This is a genomic window from Mesorhizobium sp. P2_E6 (genome assembly GCF_056403835.1).
Genome location: NZ_JBFUEQ010000015.1, coordinates 277,803 through 298,607, shown reverse-complemented (window position 1 = coordinate 298,607; position 20,805 = coordinate 277,803). Strand labels below are relative to the sequence as shown.

23 protein-coding genes and 1 pseudogene are annotated in these 20,805 nt (G+C 62.3%); 12 read left to right on the top strand and 12 right to left on the bottom strand.

Annotated features, from left to right (window positions below; all coding sequences use genetic code 11):
• Positions 1 to 65 precede the first annotated feature (65 nt).
• From AC1D08_RS30505 to mog, 5 genes are read left to right on the top strand one after another with little or no spacing between them, the layout of a single operon-like run.
• On the top strand, positions 66 to 482 hold the full coding sequence (locus AC1D08_RS30505) for a hypothetical protein (RefSeq protein ID WP_322414383.1): 417 nt from the start codon (positions 66 to 68) through the stop codon (positions 480 to 482).
• A 50-nt stretch (positions 483 to 532) separates the two neighbouring features.
• Positions 533 to 1,081: a ubiquinone anaerobic biosynthesis accessory factor UbiT gene (gene ubiT / locus AC1D08_RS30500; protein WP_322414384.1), complete on the top strand. Its 549-nt coding sequence runs from the start codon at positions 533 to 535 to the stop codon at positions 1,079 to 1,081.
• On the top strand, positions 1,078 to 2,076 hold the full coding sequence (gene ubiU, locus AC1D08_RS30495; RefSeq protein ID WP_477424784.1) for a ubiquinone anaerobic biosynthesis protein UbiU: 999 nt from the start codon (positions 1,078 to 1,080) through the stop codon (positions 2,074 to 2,076). Before ubiT ends, ubiU begins: the two co-directional genes overlap by 4 nt.
• Positions 2,077 to 2,080: 4 nt before the next feature.
• Positions 2,081 to 2,980, top strand: a complete 900-nt coding sequence (ubiV, locus tag AC1D08_RS30490; protein ID WP_477424782.1) for a ubiquinone anaerobic biosynthesis protein UbiV — start codon at positions 2,081 to 2,083, stop codon at positions 2,978 to 2,980.
• 22 nt (positions 2,981 to 3,002) lie between these two features.
• On the top strand, positions 3,003 to 3,509 hold the full coding sequence (gene mog / locus AC1D08_RS30485; RefSeq protein WP_322414387.1) for a molybdopterin adenylyltransferase: 507 nt from the start codon (positions 3,003 to 3,005) through the stop codon (positions 3,507 to 3,509).
• A 44-nt stretch (positions 3,510 to 3,553) separates the two neighbouring features.
• Here the strand turns inward: mog and AC1D08_RS30480 are convergent.
• Positions 3,554 to 4,161: pseudogene (locus AC1D08_RS30480) on the bottom strand (IS5 family transposase); the annotation flags it as partial.
• Positions 4,162 to 4,609: 448 nt separating this feature from the next.
• On the opposite strand from AC1D08_RS30480, the gene ric reads away from it, so the two are divergent.
• Positions 4,610 to 5,305, top strand: a complete 696-nt coding sequence (ric, locus tag AC1D08_RS30475) for an iron-sulfur cluster repair di-iron protein (protein ID WP_322414388.1) — start codon at positions 4,610 to 4,612, stop codon at positions 5,303 to 5,305.
• A gap of 373 nt (positions 5,306 to 5,678) precedes the next feature.
• Here the strand turns inward: ric and AC1D08_RS30470 are convergent, their stop codons facing one another.
• The 4 genes from AC1D08_RS30470 to AC1D08_RS30455 form a co-directional block, all read right to left on the bottom strand.
• A complete protein-coding gene (locus tag AC1D08_RS30470; RefSeq protein ID WP_322414389.1) occupies positions 5,679 to 5,966 on the bottom strand; it encodes a DUF6522 family protein in 288 nt (95 codons plus the stop codon).
• A 91-nt stretch (positions 5,967 to 6,057) separates the two neighbouring features.
• Positions 6,058 to 6,318: a hypothetical protein gene (locus AC1D08_RS30465; RefSeq protein ID WP_322414390.1), complete on the bottom strand. Its 261-nt coding sequence runs from the start codon at positions 6,316 to 6,318 to the stop codon at positions 6,058 to 6,060.
• On the bottom strand, positions 6,315 to 6,653 hold the full coding sequence (locus tag AC1D08_RS30460; RefSeq protein ID WP_322414391.1) for a metal-sulfur cluster assembly factor: 339 nt from the start codon (positions 6,651 to 6,653) through the stop codon (positions 6,315 to 6,317). Before AC1D08_RS30460 ends, AC1D08_RS30465 begins: the two co-directional genes overlap by 4 nt.
• A 69-nt stretch (positions 6,654 to 6,722) precedes the next feature.
• A complete protein-coding gene (locus AC1D08_RS30455; protein ID WP_322414392.1) occupies positions 6,723 to 6,977 on the bottom strand; it encodes a DUF2249 domain-containing protein in 255 nt (84 codons plus the stop codon).
• A 248-nt stretch (positions 6,978 to 7,225) separates the two neighbouring features.
• Here AC1D08_RS30455 and AC1D08_RS30450 point away from each other — a divergent pair, with 248 nt between their 5' ends.
• From AC1D08_RS30450 to hemN, 5 genes are all read left to right on the top strand, one after another.
• A complete protein-coding gene (locus tag AC1D08_RS30450) occupies positions 7,226 to 7,654 on the top strand; it encodes an RrF2 family transcriptional regulator (protein WP_322414393.1) in 429 nt (142 codons plus the stop codon).
• Positions 7,655 to 7,725: 71 nt separating this feature from the next.
• Positions 7,726 to 7,998, top strand: coding sequence for a hypothetical protein (locus tag AC1D08_RS30445; protein ID WP_322414394.1), 273 nt, complete (start codon positions 7,726 to 7,728; stop codon positions 7,996 to 7,998).
• Positions 7,992 to 8,228: a hypothetical protein gene (locus AC1D08_RS30440; protein WP_322414395.1), complete on the top strand. Its 237-nt coding sequence runs from the start codon at positions 7,992 to 7,994 to the stop codon at positions 8,226 to 8,228. The genes AC1D08_RS30445 and AC1D08_RS30440 overlap by 7 nt, the downstream gene beginning before the upstream one ends.
• A 9-nt stretch (positions 8,229 to 8,237) precedes the next feature.
• Positions 8,238 to 8,579 (top strand): ferredoxin FdxA, encoded by a 342-nt coding sequence (fdxA, locus tag AC1D08_RS30435; protein WP_322414396.1) that lies wholly within the window; start codon positions 8,238 to 8,240, stop codon positions 8,577 to 8,579.
• A gap of 252 nt (positions 8,580 to 8,831) precedes the next feature.
• Entirely contained in the window at positions 8,832 to 10,184 is a 1,353-nt protein-coding gene (gene hemN / locus AC1D08_RS30430) for an oxygen-independent coproporphyrinogen III oxidase (RefSeq protein WP_322414397.1), read from the top strand.
• Positions 10,185 to 10,827: 643 nt separating this feature from the next.
• Here hemN and AC1D08_RS30425 read toward each other — a convergent pair.
• From AC1D08_RS30425 to AC1D08_RS30395, 7 genes are read right to left on the bottom strand one after another with little or no spacing between them, the layout of a single operon-like run.
• On the bottom strand, positions 10,828 to 11,808 hold the full coding sequence (locus tag AC1D08_RS30425) for an FAD:protein FMN transferase (protein WP_322414398.1): 981 nt from the start codon (positions 11,806 to 11,808) through the stop codon (positions 10,828 to 10,830).
• 16 nt (positions 11,809 to 11,824) lie between these two features.
• A complete protein-coding gene (locus AC1D08_RS30420) occupies positions 11,825 to 12,349 on the bottom strand; it encodes a nitrous oxide reductase accessory protein NosL (RefSeq protein ID WP_322419313.1) in 525 nt (174 codons plus the stop codon).
• A gap of 14 nt (positions 12,350 to 12,363) precedes the next feature.
• On the bottom strand, positions 12,364 to 13,194 hold the full coding sequence (locus AC1D08_RS30415) for an ABC transporter permease (RefSeq protein WP_322414399.1): 831 nt from the start codon (positions 13,192 to 13,194) through the stop codon (positions 12,364 to 12,366).
• Positions 13,191 to 14,108, bottom strand: a complete 918-nt coding sequence (locus tag AC1D08_RS30410) for an ABC transporter ATP-binding protein (RefSeq protein ID WP_322414400.1) — start codon at positions 14,106 to 14,108, stop codon at positions 13,191 to 13,193. The genes AC1D08_RS30415 and AC1D08_RS30410 overlap by 4 nt, the downstream gene beginning before the upstream one ends.
• Entirely contained in the window at positions 14,105 to 15,493 is a 1,389-nt protein-coding gene (locus AC1D08_RS30405; RefSeq protein ID WP_322414401.1) for a nitrous oxide reductase family maturation protein NosD, read from the bottom strand. Before AC1D08_RS30405 ends, AC1D08_RS30410 begins: the two co-directional genes overlap by 4 nt.
• A 3-nt stretch (positions 15,494 to 15,496) precedes the next feature.
• Positions 15,497 to 17,422 carry a TAT-dependent nitrous-oxide reductase gene (gene nosZ, locus AC1D08_RS30400; RefSeq protein ID WP_322414402.1) on the bottom strand — a complete coding sequence of 642 codons (1,926 nt, stop codon included), beginning with the start codon at positions 17,420 to 17,422 and terminating at the stop codon, positions 15,497 to 15,499.
• Positions 17,423 to 17,446: 24 nt separating this feature from the next.
• Positions 17,447 to 19,807 (bottom strand): 4Fe-4S binding protein, encoded by a 2,361-nt coding sequence (locus tag AC1D08_RS30395; protein WP_322414403.1) that lies wholly within the window; start codon positions 19,805 to 19,807, stop codon positions 17,447 to 17,449.
• Positions 19,808 to 19,951: 144 nt separating this feature from the next.
• Here AC1D08_RS30395 and AC1D08_RS30390 point away from each other — a divergent pair, with 144 nt between their 5' ends.
• Positions 19,952 to 20,797 carry a ferritin family protein gene (locus tag AC1D08_RS30390; RefSeq protein ID WP_322414404.1) on the top strand — a complete coding sequence of 282 codons (846 nt, stop codon included), beginning with the start codon at positions 19,952 to 19,954 and terminating at the stop codon, positions 20,795 to 20,797.
• Positions 20,798 to 20,805 lie beyond the last annotated feature (8 nt).

Here is a 20,805-nt window from a genome sequence, read left to right as displayed (position 1 = left end):
CGTCCCCGCTATTTTCCCTTCTCACATCATTTCCGAGGAAGGCGATCGAGGCAAAAGGATTTCACATGGCGGGCAATCTCATCAGCGAAACTGTCGAAGCTTGGCGGTCCGTAATTTCCCTTCTCGCGGACCGCCGGCGGAGCAGGGCAGCGACAAGAGAATTTTGGGCAATGGGTATGGATGAGTGCACGGGCATTCTGAATGACATCGGTCTGTCGCGACATGAATTCGACGATGCCATGCGGTTGCCATACGCCTCGGAAGACCTGCTTTCTTCGGCGATGCGTTCAGCCGGCATCGATCCGGACAGTTTTCAATCGCTGCAAGCGCACGGTTTCATGGCACGCACCTGCATCACCTGCCCGCATCGCCGCGAGTGTCATGACCACCTGGCCGCCTTCGATTTCGAAAGCCACTACCAGGATTTCTGTCCGAACAGCCAGAATTTCGCAGACCTGCTCGAGAACGGACCCAGCACGTAATCCGCCGCGTAATCCGCTTGAGCGACCCCCCAATGGACAGGATGCACTGAATGGTGACGGGAAACACGGAACCGACATTGCCGGCGTTCGTTCGCCATCTTTTCCCGGCCTTCGCCGGCTTGCCACTCGGGCCGTTGCTCACGCTGTCCTTGCGCTCTTTGGCCGGGCGACAGCCTCGATTGTTCGACCGCCTCGGCGAACATCGAACAGCTTGCTATTTCATCGACCCGATCGACCTTGCCTTCGCATTTACCGTCGTACCGGACGCTGAACGCTCGATCGTTCGTGTCGTCAGGAAAAGTGAGGCCGCGACATCAAGCGTCCAGATCAGGGGACCTATTCTGACACTGTTGAGCCTGCTCGACGGCACGCTTGATGGCGACGCGCTTTTCTTCAGCCGGATCATCTCGATCAGCGGCCGCACGGAGGCGGTGCTCGCGCTGAGGAACACGATCGAGGATGCCGAGCTTCGCCCGGCGGATCTGCTCGGCTTGCGCGGCGCACTGGCTCGACTTGTCGATACGGGAATTCTCGGTGCGCTGGATGTCGCGCGCCAAATGGCCGATCGCAACTCCAGACGCAAGGCACCAGAGGCATGACAAGCGGACGCATGGAACTTGTCTGCCCGGCCGGAACCCCCGCAACGTTGAGGGCAGCCGTCCAGGCAGGCGCGGACGCCGTCTATTGCGGATTTCGCGACGAAACGAATGCCCGGAATTTCCCCGGACTCAACTTCTCCGGGGAAGAACTGGCCGAGGGCGTCCGCTTCGCGCATGACCACGGCAGCAAGGTTCTGGTCGCTATCAACACCTTCGCGCGGGTCAATGATGTCGACCTGTGGAGGAAGGCCGCGGACACGGCGGCCGAATGCGGCGCCAACGCGATCATCGCGGCGGACATCGCCGTCCTCGATCACGTCGCGAAAAATCACAAGCAAGTTCGTCTTCATCTCTCCGTACAGGCAGCGGCCGCGACGCCGGAGGCAATCGGATTCTACGCGAACAGTTTCGGCATCCGTCGTGTCGTCCTGCCGCGGGTGCTTTCGGTTCAGGAGATCGCGGCGCTCAACCGTGCGATCGAAGTGGAAACGGAAGCATTCGTGTTCGGCGGCCTTTGCGTGATGATCGAAGGCCGCTGCTATCTCTCTTCATACGCGACAGGAAAATCGCCAAATCTGAATGGCGTCTGCTCGCCACCCGAAATGGTGAGCTACGACGACGAGCCGAACAGCACGGCGGCGCGGCTTTCAGGGTTCACGATCGACCGCTACGAGCCCGGCGAGCCAGTGGGCTATCCCACATTGTGCAAGGGCAAATTCAAGGCCGGCGGCAAGACCTCCTATTTGTTCGAGGATCCCGTCAGCCTGAACGCCGGCGGGATGATTGCCGGGCTGAAAGCCGCCGGCGTCACCGCCTTGAAGATCGAAGGACGCCAGCGTGGCAAAGGTTACGTGACGGAAGTAGTCCGTGCCTTCCGGAAGGCAGTCGACGCCGTCGAGCAAGGTGGCGACGCGATCGAGATCGATCGGATTCTTGCCGGCCAGTCGGAAGGTTCCCGGCAGACGGCAGGAGCGTACAGCAAGAAGTGGAGATAGCATCTTGTCCGCAATTGCGTTGACGCTTGGGCCGGTGTTCTTCCACTGGTCGCCCGACCGCCTCTTGGACTTCTACCGCAGGATAGCAGACGAGGCTCCGATCGACCGCGTCCATGTCGGCGAAGTCATATGCGGCAAGCGGATGCCGTTTTCCGACCCGGCATGGCCCGAGATCATCGAACGGCTCGAGCGTGCGGGAAAGGAAGTGGTGCTGTCCACGCTGGCGGCGCCGGCAACCGTTCGAGAGCGCAGAAGCATCGCGGATCTCTGCACCGACGAACGGCTGGTGGAGATCAACGATGTCACCGCCCTACCGTCACGCTCCGGCAAGCCCTTCGTGACCGGTCCGTTCCTGAACATCTACAATGAGGCTTCCGCGCGGTTCCTGATCCAGCGCGGTGCCACAACGATATGCCCGCCCGTGGAATTGTCGCTCGCCGCCGTCGGCGCCATGGCCGGCGCATGTCCCGAGGCGGAATTCGAGATTTTCGTCTTCGGTCGGCTGCCGCTCGCGCTTTCCGGCCGATGCTATCACGCCCGCATCCACGGCCTGCACAAGGATTCCTGTCAGTTTACCTGCGAACGGGAACCGGACGGTCTTGCCGTGGACACGCTCGACGACCAGCAGTTCCTCGCGATCAATGGCGTGCAGACGCTCTCCAACCAGGTGCAGGCCTTCTGCCCCGCACCCGCGGATCTCACCTCCAAAGGCGTCCGGCGTATCCGCCTGTCTCCGCACACGTGCGACATGGTCGAAGTGGCAAAGACCTATAGAGCGCTTGCCGATGGGAGAGAGGACCCCAAGGCTGCCCGCTTCATCCTCTCGTGCCTCGATCTGCCCGGCACGCTCGTCGATGGCTACGCCCATGGCAAGCCCGGGTGGCAGGCAGCCATTTCGATCTGAAAATGGATTTCGAACGGAAAAAATGACCCAGATTGCAATCGTCACGGTGTCGGACCGTGCAAGCCGCGGCGAATACGAAGATCTTGGCGGGCCTGCCATCGAGCGCTGGCTTCGCCGTGTCGTGACGACACCCTGCGCTTTCATCCGTCGCATTATCCCCGATGGACTCGAGAGTGTTCGGGATGTGCTTGTCGAGCTTTGCGACGAAGGCGGAGTTGATCTGATCCTGACAACGGGAGGAACCGGCCCTTCTCCGAGGGACCTCACTCCCGAAGCCATGCAGCAGGTCATCACCAAGGAACTTCCCGGTTTTGGCGAACTCATGCGACAGGCCAGCTTGGGGCAAGTCCGAACAGCAATCCTTTCACGTCAGACTGCTGGAGTGCGCGGCCGTTCGCTGATCATAAACCTGCCTGGCAAGCCGGCTTCGATAGACGTATGTCTCAACGCCGTCTTTCCTGCGGTGCCGTACTGCCTCGAACTGATCGGCGCAGCGCCAATCATACCAGATTCAACGATGTTCGGATAATCTCGCGCCGACAGCGCCTTCAGATCAGGCGTTGTGAATAGATGTCTGATCCATAGAATTCTAGCAGCGATGGTGACGACTGCGCGAGAATTCCTGGCTGTTTTCTCAAGTGAGTTGCGACGTCGGAACCGTTTGAGCTTGGAGAAGTAACATTCGATCAGGTGGCGCTGGGCGCAAGGTGCTTGTCGATAGGGTGTTTTTGACCCCGCGCGGGTTTGGGATGACAGCCACGGCGTCCTTGTCTGCCATCACCTGGCGCAGGCGATCGGCGTCGCAGGCAGCGTCGGCCATGACGATCTGGCGGGCCGTCGATCAGGGCATAAGCCTGCGGCCTATCACCTGTTGGCCGGCGGTCAGGATGAAGCGCACCGGCCGAGACCTCTGACGGCCATATGATCTTGGTGCTCAGGCCGCCGCGGGAACGGCCAATGGCCTGATTTTCAGACCCTTCTTTAGCACTCGAAGCATGTTGATGGGCGCGGATGATCCTGGAATCGACTGCACGCGAAGTCCGGATCGTCCCACATCGCCGCAAAGATGCGCCGCCAGACACCCTCACGGCTCCAGCGGCTGAAGCGGCGGAAGCCTCTGTTTCAATCGCCGAAGACATCGGATCGCGCCAAGGCGATCCGGTGCGCGCGATCCACAGAATATCGAAATCTCCGCCCGATACGTACGATTCGAACTTGAGAAAATAGCCATGTTCATCAAGCCAAATGCCCTGAACTAACCGCGCCGCGCCGTACTCAGGCTTCCGCGGGGAGGCTGATGCCGGCAGCTTGCTGATCTGCTTTAGGATTTTGGCGGTACTGCGCAGTGAAAGCCCGACATAGTCCCCTGGCTGTCCACCTGTGTGCTTCCGTTGCTTCGATGGGCAATTGGCAGACAAACAGCCACTGAGGAACGCGAGACATCCGGAACACGCCGAAAGACGCTGCGGTTTGGCATACTCCTTCAAGGGAAGGCATTTTGATCCTCTTTGTTCCAGCGCAAAGACTTCGGACCTTTATCTGGGCATTTCATGGTCCAACGTCCTCGCGACGACGCGAATGAGCCCGCTCTGAGTTTCACGTTGTGTTGAACATGCATGGAGCTTCGTCATGAACACCCAATTCCCAGGTCCAGAATTATGGGAACGCACCGTCGGCGACATAGCCGCTACGCTGCCTGGCGCCACCGCCGTTTTCCGCAAATTCAAGATCGACTTCTGCTGCAACGGCGATCTCACCCTTGATAGCGCCGCGCACCGGCGCGGAGTCGATCCCGACGAGCTTGAGCGCGCGTTGGAGGCGCTTGGTACCGGCGCCGGGGACACAGCCGCGCCGGCTGCGATGGACAGCGATGAACTGATTGACCACATCGAAGCCTGCTACCACGAGGCGCACCGCCGTGCTCTGCCCGAGCTCATCGCCCTGTCGCGTAAGGTTGAGGCGGTGCATCGCGAGCATCCGAAGGTGCCGGCCGGCCTTTCCGATGCGTTACGGCAGATGCAGAGCGAACTGGAGCAGCACATGGCCAAGGAAGAGGCTATTCTGTTTCCGGCAATGCGGCAGTGGGCCAAAGGCAAGTTCGATATCCCGATTTCGGAACTGCGGCACGAGCACGATGACCAGGGCACCTTGCTTCGGCTCCTCGAAAGCCTCACCGACGACTTCGTCACGCCCGACGGAGCCTGCCGCTCCTGGCAGGCGCTGTACGTCGGCACGGCCCAGCTTGCCGAGGACCTGATGGAGCACATCCACCTGGAGAACAACATCCTGTTCCCGCGGTTCGCGGCAACGGAAAGCCGTGCCTAGCCGCCCAACGTTGATGGCGACTGCAGCTATGTGAATCGCTTGGCGAATCTTCGACTGATGGGCTTGGCGCTGGGCGCGGTAGTCGCCGTGCTGCCACTGTTGCTGTTAACACCAACTCGCCTACCGGTCTGGGCTTTAGGCGAATGGAAAGAGTCTTAGTTCACGCACTTCAATGGACATGGGCACCGTCAGTGGTGAGCCCTGCTTTGCGATGCTCGTTGCTGCTCAAGGAAAGGCTTTTCATTCACCCTGCAGCCTTATGACATATCAAAACTCGCGAAGGCCTTAAAGAGCCGAGTGGAGCGAGCCTGTAGGGCTAGAACATCTTAACGAACGGGCGAGGTCATTCCAGACTTCTGCAAAACTCGGCGGGCTATCCGCCGGTGCGATGCAATTGGCGCGGTAGGACAGCTTGCCCAAAGTCGATCAGCGAGCGCCGTATCACATTGCCGGCGGCATCAATGCTCAGACGCGCGCGGCGATTGCCGTAGAAGAAGCTCAATCGATATTCGCCCTCGTGCTCGCCAATCCCGCGTTCACAGAGGGAGGTAATCTCTTGTGTTCTCAGCAGCGAGTGCACCGCCGTCGGATCGAGACGTAGCAAATCGGCAAGCAATCTTGCGTCAATGAGGATGTTGTCGTTGCTGATTTCGACCTGCATCGGTCCACCATCGAATCGGAAAGCCTTTGATGAATCGTGGCGGAGCCGCAACCGATCCATCCGGAGGATCGAGAAAGGCGCGATAGTCCCTCTACGGCTCGTCCCAACGCTCCTGTTTGCTCAACCGGTGCAGAAGCGCGTTGAACTTCTGCCATTGCCTCGCGTCGACGTCCCGCAGCTGGGCACACGCCCGACCGGCAAGGCGGCAGGCGGCATCTATTTGTCCGGCCTTTGCCAGCACGTCGAGGCTGGCCACCAGGATATCCGCCAGGCCATCGATCGAATCTGCCTGTCGGTATTGCAACAGGTTGGGCTCCGTGGGCTTGATCAAGTCAGTGCGAACGTCGCTCACCACTCGCCATCATCGCCGATGCCGAGGTGCCGCTTGGCTTCGATGCTCATCTTCTGTGGCGACCAGGGCGGTTCATAGGTCAAGGTGACGTCGACAAATTCGACGCCTGGAACGCTCCAGGCAGCGTCGCGGGCCCCCTCCTTCATGTAGTTGGTGGCGGGGCAGCCGCGTGTCGTGGTGGTCATCACGATGTTGACGACACCGCCGTCGTTGACCAGGACAGCGTAGACAAGCCCCAAGTCAACGATGTTGTAACCGAGTTCCGGATCGATCACGAGGCGAAGCGCCTCCTTGACCTTCTCGTCGTCCAGCCGCGATTCTGCTCCAACGGTCATGCTACGGCCCCTGCCACATCGCCGCCCACGCAAAGTCCGCAGGCGGCTTGTTGCGTTGCGATGCCTGCCTCACGCCGCCTTCGAGAGGCGACCGATCTCGACGCGCCAGACCGGCCCCCTCTCGAGATAGGTCCAGGAGAATTGGTGCGGATGTTCTGCCTCCAGCTGGTAGTAGAGGGGCTTGGGATCATGATCGTTGACGAGGATGAACTTCCCGCCGGGCGCAAGCTGATCGACAAGCTCGAAGATCTTCTGGTGCCTCTGCATCGGCACCAGGCTGCGGACGTCTATTTCGTTCGGTTCTGCTTCTGTCGTAAGTGCCATTGAATCGTTCCTTCGATTTCAGTGAGAGCGGCGGATCCAATCCCGACCCAGGTCGTCGCCGCGGCGAGGCAACTTGCGCTGCACCGACGGTCATCGATAATCGATGCATAAAGATACATTGTCAATGTATGTTTTAGAATCGCGCCAGAAACGCCGAAAATTGACCGCCTTGCAAAAGATACCCATGACGGCACTTTCTGGTATTTGATCGCTGAGATGGCTGCCTGCGGTCTGTAAGAGGGCTTTCGATGAGACTGACAGATTTCTCCGACTACTCGCTCCGGTTGCTCATGTACGCTGCGGCCAGGGCCGGGCAGCTGGTCACCATCGAGGAAACCGCTCAGGTTTACGGAATTTCGCGCGCGCACCTCATGAAGGTGGCCAACCAACTGACCCGCGCCGGCTTCCTGAAGGCGGTGCGCGGCCGCTCTGGCGGCCTCGCGCTCGCCAGGCCGCCAGAGCAAATCCGATTGAGCGACGTATTGCGCGCGACCGAGCCCGACTTTGCGCTGGTCGAATGCTTCCGAAGCGAAAACAACTGCCTGATCACCACGCGTTGTCGCCTGCGCGGTATGCTAAAGGAGGCTCTCGCCGCCTTCTCCGGGACGCTTGACCGCTACACCCTGGCCGACCTTCTGCTCAGTCCCGAAGACTTCGGCATCCAGCCGGCGGCCTAAGGGCTGGCGACGCTCCCCGCTTCACTGGTCGCATCGTTTTCCCTTGCTGGGTCATATCTAAAAAGATACATTTGCAATATATCTTTTTATCCAGCCTGATGGTGATCACCTTGCCAGCCATTTTCATCGGTCACACGTTGCGTACCCTTCGAGGATTCTTGCCTGCGTTGACGCGCTCGGACCTCACCTGCGGCCTGTCACGCCAGGAGCGGCTCGGCCTGATCTTCTCAGCGATCGAACAATGTGGCGTCGACTGCCCGCCCTGCGCAATTTGGGCGCTGGAGCAGGATAGATCCCAGGCAGCGATGGATATTGAACTAACCGAAAGGAGATTGCCATGCTGAGCAATTCGCACGATTTCGTCCGGCCCGCAGATACAGCCGAGCGTGCTTATCTCGAATCTTTGGTTCGCGCCGATTATGACGGGAGCCATCCTGGGGAAACCTTCGACGACATGAAGAGCCGCATGTCCTTTTCCAGGGAGGATCAAGGCCTCTACCGCGACTGGATGGCGCTTGCCGTCGCTCGTGCAGAGACCGCGCGCGCGTCAAATCCGAGCCTGATTGCCGCCTGAGGATCTCGCATGGCTTACGTCGTCACGGACAATTGCATTAAATGCAAATACATGGATTGCGTCGAAGTGTGCCCTGTGGACTGCTTCTACGAGGGCGAGAACATGCTCGTCATACATCCAGACGAGTGCATCGACTGCGGCGTCTGCGTCCCGGAATGCCCAGCGGAAGCAATCTTCCCGGACACCGACCCCTCCGCCACTCCGGCCTGGCTCGCGCTCAATCACAAATTTGCGTCGTCCTGGCCCAACATAACGCGCAAAAAGACACCGCCGGCCGACGGGGAAGCCTGGGACGGGATGCCCGGAAAGTTCGACGCACATTTCAGCGCCAAACCCGGTGAGGGCGACTGATTTGGTGCCCTTCCCTGACCATGGCCGCGGACGATGCGGGCAAATGAAACTCGGCCGACCGCTCGGGCAGTGGCAGCCGGAATGGCCCGCAGCTTCGATTTCTGTACTCGCCACGGCGCCGCCACTCTCTCGATGGCGGGCGCAACCGCTCCGCAGCATCGCCTTCCCAGATGCAAGACATTTGGCATTCCGCAAAGAAGCCGGGCGGGAAATCGACGAGTGTCCGATGCTTCAACGGAGGCGAGGAAGGTCGTGAAATTGTCTGTTCTGCAAAAATATGGGGAGGCGCGCCTGCCGCGCTATACCAGCTACCCACCGTCGCCGGAGTTCACGCCTTCGGTCGACGTCGACACCTATGCAAACTGGCTGTCGCACCTGCCGCGAGGCGCTCCGGCCTCCTTCTACCTGCATATCCCCTTCTGCCGCTCGATGTGCTGGTATTGCGGCTGCCACACCACCATCACGGCCAAAGATCAGCCCATCGTCGAATATCTGGATTTGCTGCGCAGCGAGATTCAGATGGTCGCCGCGCAGGCGGCGCAGCACCTTCATGTCGACAGGGTGCACTTCGGCGGCGGTACCCCCACCATCGTCGCGCCAGCGGATTTCGTAGCACTGACGGATCTCCTTCGCGATCGCTTCGCTTTGGCCGAGACCGCCGAAATTGCAGTCGAGATCGATCCGCGCACACTCACGATCGAGATGGCGGGCGCCTTGGGCGGCGCGGGCGTCAGCCGCGCCAGCCTGGGAGTGCAGAGCTTCGACCCGGTGGTCCAGAGAGCGGTGAACCGCATCCAAAGCGAGGAGACAACACTGGAGGCGGTCGACCGCCTGCGCCAGTCCGGCGTAAGCAGCATCAATTTCGACCTGATCTACGGCCTGCCTCACCAGACGGTGCGATCCAACATCGACACGGCCAAAACCGCAGCCGCCATGCGGCCTGACCGGCTTGCAGTTTTCGGCTACGCGCATGTGCCGTCGTTCAAGAAGCACCAGCGCATGATAGAGGAAGCGACACTGCCTGACAGCCTCGCTCGCATGGAGCAGGCACTCGCCATAGCCGAAACGCTCGTTGGCGCTGGCTACGTCCAGGTCGGGCTGGATCATTTTGCGCTGCCCGACGACGATCTCGCACGGTCGCAGGCTACGGGAAAACTGCGGCGCAACTTCCAGGGTTACACCACCGACAATTGCGAAACGCTGGTCGGCTTCGGCGCCTCCGCCATAGGCCACACCCGTCACGGCTATGTCCAGAACCAGGTCGGCCTCGGCTTCTATGCCGGTTCGATCGCTTCCGGGCGGCTGGCGACCGCCAGGGGCTACCGGCTAACCGACGAGGACCGCCTGCGCGCGGAGATCATCGAGCGTCTGATGTGCGACTTCATCGTCGACGTGCAGGAGGTTTGCAGCCGGCATGGATTTGACCCTGCCAGGTTGCTCACCGACAACCAAAGGCTTGCCGAACTCGCCGATGACGGCATCATCGACGTCGCCGAAGGCATCATCCGGGTAACGCGTGATCATCGGTTCCTGGTCCGCGCCGCCGCGGCTGCCTTCGACGCCTATCTCCATCGGTCGGGCCGAAGCCACAGTCAGGCCGCCTGAGCGGCGGCAATGCTACGGCAAGAAGTCGGGCGGCGGTTAATCGTTGAGGCAGCACTACCGCGCCAGCAAGTATTCCCAAGCCCTAACCGAAATAAATCGAGGTCGCCAGTTCAGCGGCCTCGGTGCCTTTAAGAATGGAGCGGGAGGCCAAACGCATTGGCGCTGGCCGCTACCACCATTCGGCGATATTCGCCCTGCCGGAGTGGGACATCACGTTGCGAATCCTTTAGGGCACAAGCTTGATGTTGAGCGCGAATGTACGACACCAGAATGAGACCGGACTTCAGCCAATTTGACGGCGCCGACCTTGCGCTGAGGACTCGCGGAACCGGCTCCGAGCCGCGCGACCTATCCCGAAACGATGCAGGAGGTTGTAACGAAGGAACTGTCCGCCTTCGGCGAATCGACGCGCCAGACGAACCCGCTTGAGGTCCCCACTGCCATCCTTTCGCGCCAAACCATCGGCATCAGGGGACTACTCGCTCTTCGTCACCCCCCGCAAGCCCCCAGCGTTCGCGATCTGCCTCGCCGCGTCTTTCCAGCTATATCCTGGATCGACCTGATCGGAGCGGAACAGATCGAGATGTCCGCCCCGTTCAATGCCGCCAACCGGCCAATTGGGCCTGCTGTCCGATAGGCCTCCTCATGCTCTGATACGAGTCCATCCACCTTCATGCGACAGGATATGGACCTCGACGCCGGCATTGCCGTGGACGGCGGCCGCGATCGCGGCCACGTCCATCAGGTTGAAGGCGGTTGACAACGCATCCGCCAACGCCGCATGCCCCGCCACCACGGTGACGCTGGCATGGCGCTGGGGCGTCGCGCCGCTGCGTGGATCGATAATGTGGCTGAACCTGCCTTCCGCGTCGAAGCGGAAGCCGAACGGGCTCGACGTGGCAACTGCGCGATCCTCCACTTCGAGTACCTCGATGATGCGGGCCGAGTCGAGCGGGTCGGAGACGCCGACGCGCCACGGCCTGTCGCCTGGCGCCGAACCAATAGCGCGACTTTCACCCATGTCCACCATGGAGCGCTCGACGCCGCCGGCCTTCAGCAGATCGACCACCCTGTCGGTGACGTAGCCCTGGGCGATGCCGTTAAGCGTCAGTGCCGCGCCTGGCACCGACAGGTCTATCCGGCTGCCCGAGCAGGCGACCCGGTCGAGGCCGACGCGGCCAACGCATTCGCGCACAATCTGCGCCGAAGGTCCGGTTTCGGCGGCGCCGGATGTCGAGAAATGGCGACGGTAGGCGTCCCACAGCGGTTGCACCGTGGGATCGAAGGCGCCCCCCGTGAGCGTCCAGACTTCTCGGCTCTGTCGCAATATGTCCACCAGCTCAAGCGGCGGCGCGATGAGAAAGCGCTGACGGTTAAGGCGCGTCAGGTCTGAATCGTCCATGTATAGGCTGAAGATGCGCTCCAGTCGGCGCACCTCCGCGACGACGTCGTTGGTCAGCTTCAGTGCCATGGCGCGGTCGGGATGATGGATGACGAGCGAGGCCTGCGCACCCATCGCCTCGCCCTGCCAGGTCACGCCTTCCTGGGCTGCCTTGCCATGCGGCGGCAGTAGCGCCATGCCGGCCGCGGCGGCGCTGATGGCGATCAGGCGACGTCTGGTCATTGTTCCAGAAATCATGTCAATCGACCTCCCTGATGGGCTGCTTCGACGTATCGCCGCCGCTCGCCTGCTCGTCCAATATGTAGTCGCGCGGAACGGCGTCGAAGCCGACCACCCTGCCGCCATGGTCGCCGGCGAAGGTCCTCGCCGCCGCTGCCGACGAAAAGGGCACGGCTTCGGCCGCTCCCATGCCGCCTTTGCGATCGCTGCCGACGACGAAGAAGGCCTTGCGAGCGTCAACCCAGTTGTCCGCACCGGGCTTCTCCCAGCTTGCCGCCTTGGCCATGTCGGAAACATAGATAGCCCTTATGTCCTTGGGCTCCTCCGGCAACATGGTGAAGGCGATCGTGTCGCGCGCCGAGGAAAACCAGATCGGCTCGTCGTATCTGGCGAGGATGACTTGCCCCTTCGGCCCGGCATGTTCGAGGATGTTCATGCCGCAATAGCGGCCCATCGCCTCTTCCGTCATGGCGAAGGGGGCGGGCGGCGGCTCCGGCGCGCGCTGACAGGCGCCGAGCGCGAGCAGGCTTGCGAGCAGGGCCATCTTCAGATGTGACTTCACAGTTCCCTCCGCGAGAAGGCGAGTGCTGCAAGCGCCATCGGCCCGGCAACCCATGCAACGAGAGCCGCTATCAGCGCCATGGGCGCCAATGCGACACTCTGCACGCTCCCCGCCATGCCCGAGGCGGCGGCGATCTCGGTCGAGCCGGAGAGATTGAGGATGCGGTAAGCATCGGTAGGATTGAACAGGAGCAGCGCATTCAGCGCGCCTCCGCTGACGTAGTGGCCCTGGTCGGCGACCAGAATCCCCAGCAGAGCCATGTCGTAGATGACCACGAAGACCAGCCATATGCCAATGGCGATGCCGGCGGCTGTGCCGCGGTCGCGCGCCAGCGCGCTGACCAGATAGCCGATCGCCACGAAGACGGCGCCCAGCAGCACCGACGACGCCGTCATCGTCGCGAACGCCGTCCAGCTTTCGCCGCCAATCCCCTTGTCCGTCGCTACCAGCGCCAGTGCGGCAAGCCCGTAGCCGACGCAGGTGGCGAAAGCCAGTATCGCGAGATGACCCAGGAACTTGCCGAGCAGCACCTGACGGCGACGGACCGGATAAGAAAGCAGCAACGTCATGGTGCCGCGCTCAATCTCGCCGACGATGGCATCGTGGGAAATGAGCAGCGCAATCAGCGGCACGACGAAGATGGTCAGGCTGGCGAGACTGATCACCACGACATCCAGCGCGCCGGCGCCGACCGTGCCGGCAGGCGCACTCCCGAGGAAGACGAGCGTCAGCGCCAGAGCTGCCAGAAGCCCCGTGGCGGCGATCACCCAGCGGTTGCGCAGGCCTTCGCGCACCTCCTTGGCCGAGAGCAGTAGGATCGTCTTCATTGGGATGCCCTCCCCGCGAGGAAATGTGCATAGAGTTCATCGAGGCCGGGCGGCACCATGTCGAGATCCTCGAAGGGGGCGCCCTCGCCCGCGGCCCGGCGGAGGAAGGCAGCCTTGTCTTCAGGCGAGGCGTCGATCTCGACGATGTGACCGTTGATCTGCCTGAGGCCTTTCGGCTCTCCCATCCATTCCCTCAAGCGCCGCGCGCCACCTTCGGCAGCCGTGAGGCGGATCCTCGTCGGCAGGCGTGCGATACGGCGCAATTCGTCCAGCGAGCCATCGGCGATCTTTAGGCCTTCGTTCAGGATGACGACACGGCCGGCATTGCCTTCCAGCTCGTTCAGCGCATGGGAAGACAGAAGCACGGTCGTCCCAGCCGCTTGCATCTCGCGGACGATCCCATAGAACTGCTGGCGCAGTTCAGGGTCGAGCCCGGTGGTCGGCTCATCCAGCAAAAGCACCGCTGGGCTGCCGATCATCGCCTGCGCCAGTCCCAGCCGCTGGCGCATTCCCTTGGAATAAGTGCCGATGCGTCGGTCGGCGGCATGGGCAAGGCCGATTCGCTCCAGCAGCGCGTCAGCTTCCTTTGGCCGGCCGCCCTTGAGCTGGACATAGAAGCGCAGCGTTTCGCGACCCGTGAGGGCCGGATTGAAGGAGACGTTTTCGGGAAGATAGCCGAGACGCCGGCGAACGGTCACGTCTCCGGCGGCCGGGTCCTGCCCGAGCACGCGGACCGAGCCCGAAGTGGGCCGCGCAAGCCCGAGCATGAGCTTGATGAGCGTGGTCTTGCCAGCGCCGTTGTGGCCCACGAGGGCGATGACCTCGCCTGCATCGGCCGAAAAGGAGACACCGTCCACCGCCCTGACTGAACCATAGTGCCGCGCGACTGCGTCCAGCTCGATGTTGAAGCTCATGGTTTTCCCCTTTTCTCGATGCTGTCGGGATACATGAGCGGATGGCTGTCCATCACGCCGCCGGGAAACACCCCCGGGAAGCGCGCCTGCGCCCAGCGGATCACCTGCACGGCCGGGCTGTTGACCAGCACCTTCGCCGCCGGCGTCTGCCACAGAACCCTGTCGATCATGTCGTTCGGCCGGTAGGGCTTGTCGGCGACCCCGTCGCCGTCAAGGTCGAAGGCCGGGTTGTCGCTCCAGTAGTTGCCACGGCCGCCGCTCGACCAATCGAGCGAGCGGGTCCCGACATATTTGACCTGATTGCGGTTGCGCACGAAGGCGTTGCCGGTCATGGCGTTGCCCTCGGAACCTGCCGTAAAGTGCACGCCAATCTCGCAACCCTCGAAGAGGTTGCCACTGAAGCGGTTCTTGTTGGCATTGTAGATGAAGACACATTTTTCCGGGCCTATGCGCATAGCCGAGGCCGTAGCGAGGACCGGCGCCGCGCCATCGGCGGCCGGCAGGTCCTGATACGCGACGAAGCGTTGCCCGTTGCTGGTCCAGCGGCCGGCCGGCTGCGGGCCGCCGCGCACGACGTTGCCGCTGATCTCGGAACCATTGGCGTAATTGAACAGGAGGCCGTTGTCGCGATCGCCGTCAGACACATTGCCGGTGACCTTCAGGCCGTTGGAATACATGATTGCATAGCCGACAATGTTGCCGGTCGATACGTTGTCGGCGATCACGCTGTCGTTGGTGTACATGTAGTGGACGCCGAAACGGAGGTTGGCGAAGGCGTTGCCCGTGAATTCGTTGTTCCTGCTGGCATTGGCGAAGATGCCGTCGCGGCCGAAGCGGATGTCATTGCCGATGACCTTCGCCCCCGGCGCGTTCCATACCGAGACGCCGCTGCCGGACCGACTAGTGCGCCCCTCGCGCAGGCCCTCGATGCGATTGTTGCGCGCCACTGCGTCGCGCGCGCCGTGCAGATAGATGCCGTAGAGGTTGCCGACGACCGAATTGTTCTCGATCTGCGCGCGCGTCGCCGTCTCGGTGGCGAACACGCCTGCATCCATGGCGTCGAGGTCCATGCCGGAGCCTTCGATCTCAAGACCACGCACAGCCGAATCGGGCGCCAGCAGGGTCACGACGCTGCCCTGCCCGTTGCCCTTCAGCGACGCGCCCGGGTCGCCCTGCAACGTCAGCGATTTGCCGATGACGACCGGCCCGCGATGCTCGCCTGGCGCAAGACGCAGCACGTCGCCGGGCGCGGCGGCGTCCACCACCGCCTGCATGGGCGCAGCACCAGCAGGCACGGCAATCTCGGCCGCGGTGGCCGCGCAGCCGGGAATGGCGGCTAGAAACGCCGCCATTCCCGTCACTGCCAGGTGCGCGACGCGGAACATGTCCTAGGCGCCTTGTGGCTCTACGAACATGCGGCCCTGCATCTCCATGTGCATGGCGTGGCAGAACCACGAGCAGTAGTACCAGTAAACGCCAGGCTTGCTGGCCTTGAACGTCACCGATGCCGTGGCGTGGGGGGCCACCTCCATGTTGATGCCGTAGTTGACGATGGCGAAGCCGTGGGTGAGGTCCTCCACCTCGTCGATATTGGTAACGTAGACCGTGACCTCGTCGCCCTGCTTGACGCCGAAGCTTTCCAGCCCGAAGGCCGGCGCCGAGGACGTCATGTAGACGCGCACCTTGTTGCCGTCGCGGATCACCTCGCTGTCCACCATCAGGTCGATGCCGTCGGCCTTCGCCTGCTTGACCGCATCCTCGAAGAACGGATCGGCTCGGTCCCAGATGCTGATCGGGTTGATCTTCGAGCGGTGGACGAGGGTCGCGTCGTGCGGCTCGGCGAAGCTCGGGCTGTCATGTACCAGCACCATCTGGTCACCGGAAATGTCAATGAGCTGGTCATTCTCCGGCTTCAGGGGGCCGACGTTCAGGTAACGATCCTTGGAGAACTTGTTCAGCGAGATCAGCCACTTGCCGTCCGCCTCCTTGGTCTGGCCCATGGAGGTATGGTTGTGGCCGGGCTGATAGTGAACGTCGAGTTTCTGGCGGATCGGGTCGACCTTCTCGCCAGCGAAGGACCGCTTGGCGTCCTCGATGTTCCACTTGCAGATCTGGCTGTCGATGAACAGCGTGGTGTAGGCGTTGCCCCGACCATCATAGGCCGTGTGCAACGGCCCGAGCCCCAGTTCCGGCTCGGCCACCACCGTGTCGCGCGGCTTGATCTTGTCGTCGAAGAGCTCATCGAACTTGCGCACGTCGAACACCGTCACCGTTGGCGACAGCTTGCCGTTGGCCACCACATGGATGCCGTCCGGCGCGGTGTTGATGCCGTGCGGGCTATTTGCAACCGGCACGTAGCGGGTGTAGGGCGAGCCGTGACGCCCGTCTATGACCGGCACGCCTCCCATTTCCTTGTAGTCGCGCTTCTTCACCGCGTCCTCGATGCGCTTCAGGTTGAAGATGACGACCCAGTCCTGCTCCTTCGCCATCGTCTGCTCGAGGTTGACGCCCTCCTCGGAATTGTAGCAGGTAGAGAAGGCGTACTTGCCCTGGTAGTCGGCGTCGACATTGTCGAGGTTGCCGTCCACCATCACCTGCCAGGCGACCTTCATCGTGTCGCCGTCCACGGCACTGAAAATGGAATGGTACTGCTTGCTGTCGTCCAGGATCTTGCCGTCATTGGGGATCGGCACGCGGTCCTCGCCGTTGCAGAACACGTAGCCGGTCCTGGGATATTTCTGCACGCGCAACCCGTGCACCGTATGCTGGTTCGGCAGCTGGATGATCTTGTCACATTTCATAACGTCGAGCCGGATGCGGGCGACGCGCGTGTTGGCCTTGTCGTTGACGAACAAGTAGCGGCCGTCATAGGTCCCGTCCGTTTGGGAGGGGTGGGGATGGTGCAGGTCGCCGTTGAGGTAGACGCCGCCACGGTCCTTGAGGAACTCGACGGTCTCCGGCAGCAGACCCTCTGTCAGGATCTTGCGGCTCTCGTTGGTCAGGCCCCAGCCGGTGGCGCTGCAGCGGTTGAAGACAGGGATGCGCATCATTTCGCGCATCGAGGGCGCGCCCATGATACGGACTTCCCCCGTCTGGCCGCTGGAGAAGAACACGTAGTACTCATCCAGCTCGCCGGGCTTGACCTCGAATTCCTGCCCGCCCTTCTCGCTGGCTGCCGCCCGTGACACCACGCTTCCGTTCAGCGCCAGTCCCCCGCCGACGCCGGCAGCCCCCGCCGCGGCGAGCGCGGCCGTCGTACCAAGCAATTGGCGCCTGCTGAGGATCGTCTTTCTGTCCTGGTCTTCCTGCGACATGTCCTTCTCCTTTTGATTGGCCTGTCAGCCTGTTGGGTTTGTGTCGTTTTCGGGAACTTTTATCGGCAATCCTTTGTGCGTGACGACCGGCGGGCTTGCCGGCCCCTTGCCCGGCTTGGCGGGGGCCCGCGTTGTGGGCGAGGACAACGCCTCGAACTTCTCCCGCTTCAGCCGCACCTGGATCATGTGCGGACAGCGGTGGTCGTCGTGGTAGAGTTCCTGGCAATGCATGCAGTAAATGCATTCGTTGACATTGATCTGGCCTTCGGGATGAATTGCCTGGACGGGGCATTCCTTGGCGCAGCGCTGGCATGGCGACCCGCATTCGGGATAGCGCTTCAGCCATTCGAACATGCGGATTCGGCCGGGAATGGCGAGGGCCGCGCCCAGCGGGCACAGGTACCGGCAGTAGAAGCGCTCTATGAAGAGGCCGGCTCCCAGCAGCGCCAGCGCGAAGACGACGAAAGGCCAGCCGCGCGCGAACTTCAGGATGATCGCCGTCTTGAACGGCTCGACTTCGGCGTAGGTCTCCGCCAGAGACACGGAATAAAGCGACAGACCGAACAGGCCGAGGAAGATCACGTACTTGATCGGCCACAGGCGTTCGTGCAGGCCGAAGGGCAGCTTGACCTGCGGGACTTTCAGCCATTGCGCGATGTTGTTCGTCAGTTCCTGGAGCGCGCCGAATGGGCACAGCCAGCCACAGAAAGGCCCCCTGCCCCAGAACAGCAGGCCCCCGGCCACCGCCGCCCAAAGGATGAAGATGAGCGGCGCGGTGAGGAAGAATTCCCAGCTGAAACCGCTCAGGAGCGAATTGATGAAAGTCAGCACGTTGACGACGGAAAGCTGGGCGTTCGCGTACCAGCCCAGCCAGACCAGCGTGAACAGAAGGTAGCCGCGCCGCACCCAGGCGAACAGGCGTGGCCGACGCACCAGCCAGTTCTGGAAGAAGAAGATGGCTGTGAGCACCAGCAGGGCGACTACGGTGATGCCGATCTTGACGGTGTTCAGCTTCCAGATCTTCACCCACAGGGGCTCTTCGTTCGCGGAGCCCTGTCCGGTCTCGGCAGCCGCCTGCGTGCCAGCCGCCGGTCCGGGCGCGGCTGCTTGCGGTTGCTCAATGGGCTGCGTTGCCGGCGTTGGCGACGTCGCCTTCAGGTAGCGGTCGGGCAAGGTGTAGCCGAGTTCGAAGGGCAAGGTCGCCTTGTCGCGAGCGCCGTAGCTGCGCTGGACGAGCAGTTGCAGCTCCCACGGCTCGGAAAGATCGAGTGAAAACTCGTCCGGCACCGTGAACAGCGCGATCTCGCGCAGGTGCGGCGCGCCCTTGGTCGCGAGGTCGCCGAGACGCGTATGGTTGCGGTCGCGAAAGCGCACCCCTTGCCCGTCCTGCAATAGCTCGATGCGATCGAAGATGCCGCCGCGCACATAGCCGGAGCCCTTGAAGGAATATGCGCCGTCTCCGGCCACCACGATCGCCTGCTGACCGGGTCTGAGCGACTTCTGCAGTCGCTCATAGGCGGTATCGCCCAGGAGGCTGCGGCCGATGCTGGGCACGCTCACAGGCGCGATATAGAGATCGATGAAGCGATCGTCCGGATTGCCCATCTCCGGTCGCGCGGCGGCCTCCGGATGGCCGGAATCGGCGAAGGCCTTGGTCACCTCGCCCACAGTCAGGCGCAGGCTGCGCACCGAGCCGTCGCCCAGCAGGGCATTCCAGTCGTGGACTTCAGAAACGGTGGCATCCACTGTTTTCGCCGGGGCGACTGGCGCGCCGGCGGCCAACGTTCCGGTTTCCGCCAGACGGCCACTGCGGATCAACTTCACGGCCGAGCGCACGACGCTGTCGCTCATCACCAGGACGGTGACGGTCGCGCCGCTGACGATGTCCACTTGCGGCAGCTGTTCCTGACCAGCAGCGACTCGGCCAAGGTCCTTGCCAATCAGCGAATTGAGCGCGGCGACGACCTTTTCCTGCGGGATGCCTATGAGGACGATGGGTTCCTTGTGCTCGACCAGCTTGATGCCGCGGATGACGCCCTTGGGGTCGATGCCGACAAGGATGCGGATCGGCTTGCCTGAATAGCCTACCGCGCTGGAGAAGTCGGTGTTGAGATAGGCGTAGCCGACCGGCTTTCCGCTTGACAGGAGCGGCGCCAGTGGCGGGCTTCCCGACATCTCGCCATAGGCGTCCGCGCCTTGGATCAGCTCCCCCGGCCTCGTGCCCGAAAGAAAGTGCTGCAGGCTTTCGTCCGCACGGCTCTGAGGCACCGAAAGGGCGAGCAGTGTGAACGCCGCCAGTACGAATGCCAGCGCGCGTCGCGCTCCAGCACCGACATGGCGCGATGCGGCTCGATCGGTCCTGTGCGTGAATGTGCGTGTCGGCATGCGCTTCCTCTCCGGCCGCTTCAGGCGCAGCCGGTCTCAGGACGCACATGTCGGTGGTTTTGCCGGATGGTTCTTTGATCAAACGCAAACAAATGCGCTGAGGGAGGTTGTAGGACTAAGCGCCTAAGCGAGAGAAGCTGTCCCATGTCCCGCCTGATATCCGAACCGACGCCAATCCAATCGATGGACGAGCTTCTTGCCGTCGCGCTCGCGATGGAGAAGGAGTCTGCCGACCGCTACGCAGCCCTTTCCGAGCGCATGCGCTCAGCCGGCCAGCTGGAATTGGCCGATGTATTTGATCGTCTCGTGCGCGAGGAGACCCGGCATATCGATATGGTTGAGAGCTGGTCGCGTCAGGTCGGCCGCCGACCGCGAGAAGTCCTGCCGACCGACGCCATGCCGCAAGATGTGTTCGACGATGAGACAATAGGGCTGGTTTCGCCCGAACTCGTGGACGCCTACCGTTCTTTTGCGATCGCCGTCCGAAACGAGGAGCGAGCTTTCGCCTTCTGGTCCTATATAGCTGCCCATGGCGCGTCGCCGGAAATCCGCGGGGCCGCCGAGCAAATGGCGCGCGAAGAGCTTGAGCACGCGAAAACACTGCGGCGCGAACGGCGGAAAGCCTTTTTCAAGGATCGGCGTCTGGGGCCGACAGTCCCGGAACCCTACGATCTGCCCAGCTTGGAAATGGAGGTCTGCCACAGCCTTGAGGAATGTGCCGACAGCAACGAGGATCGAAGCGAATACCGTGATCTCGCCCTTGAGGCGCGCATGCTCTCCCTTGATCTCGCATCGGATCCTCTCCAGGATCCCCCGCACGCTGGACCGCCGCCGCCGAGATCCCTGGATGCGCTCTGCGAATGGTTGGCTGATTACTACATCGACGCCGGCGAGCACTTGCCTTCGCAGACCGCCCGGGATCGGGCGCAAGCCCTTGCCACCATCGCCGTCAAGCGCCTGGCTGTCGTCCGGACTCTTGCAGGGAAGTAGGTGGGAAC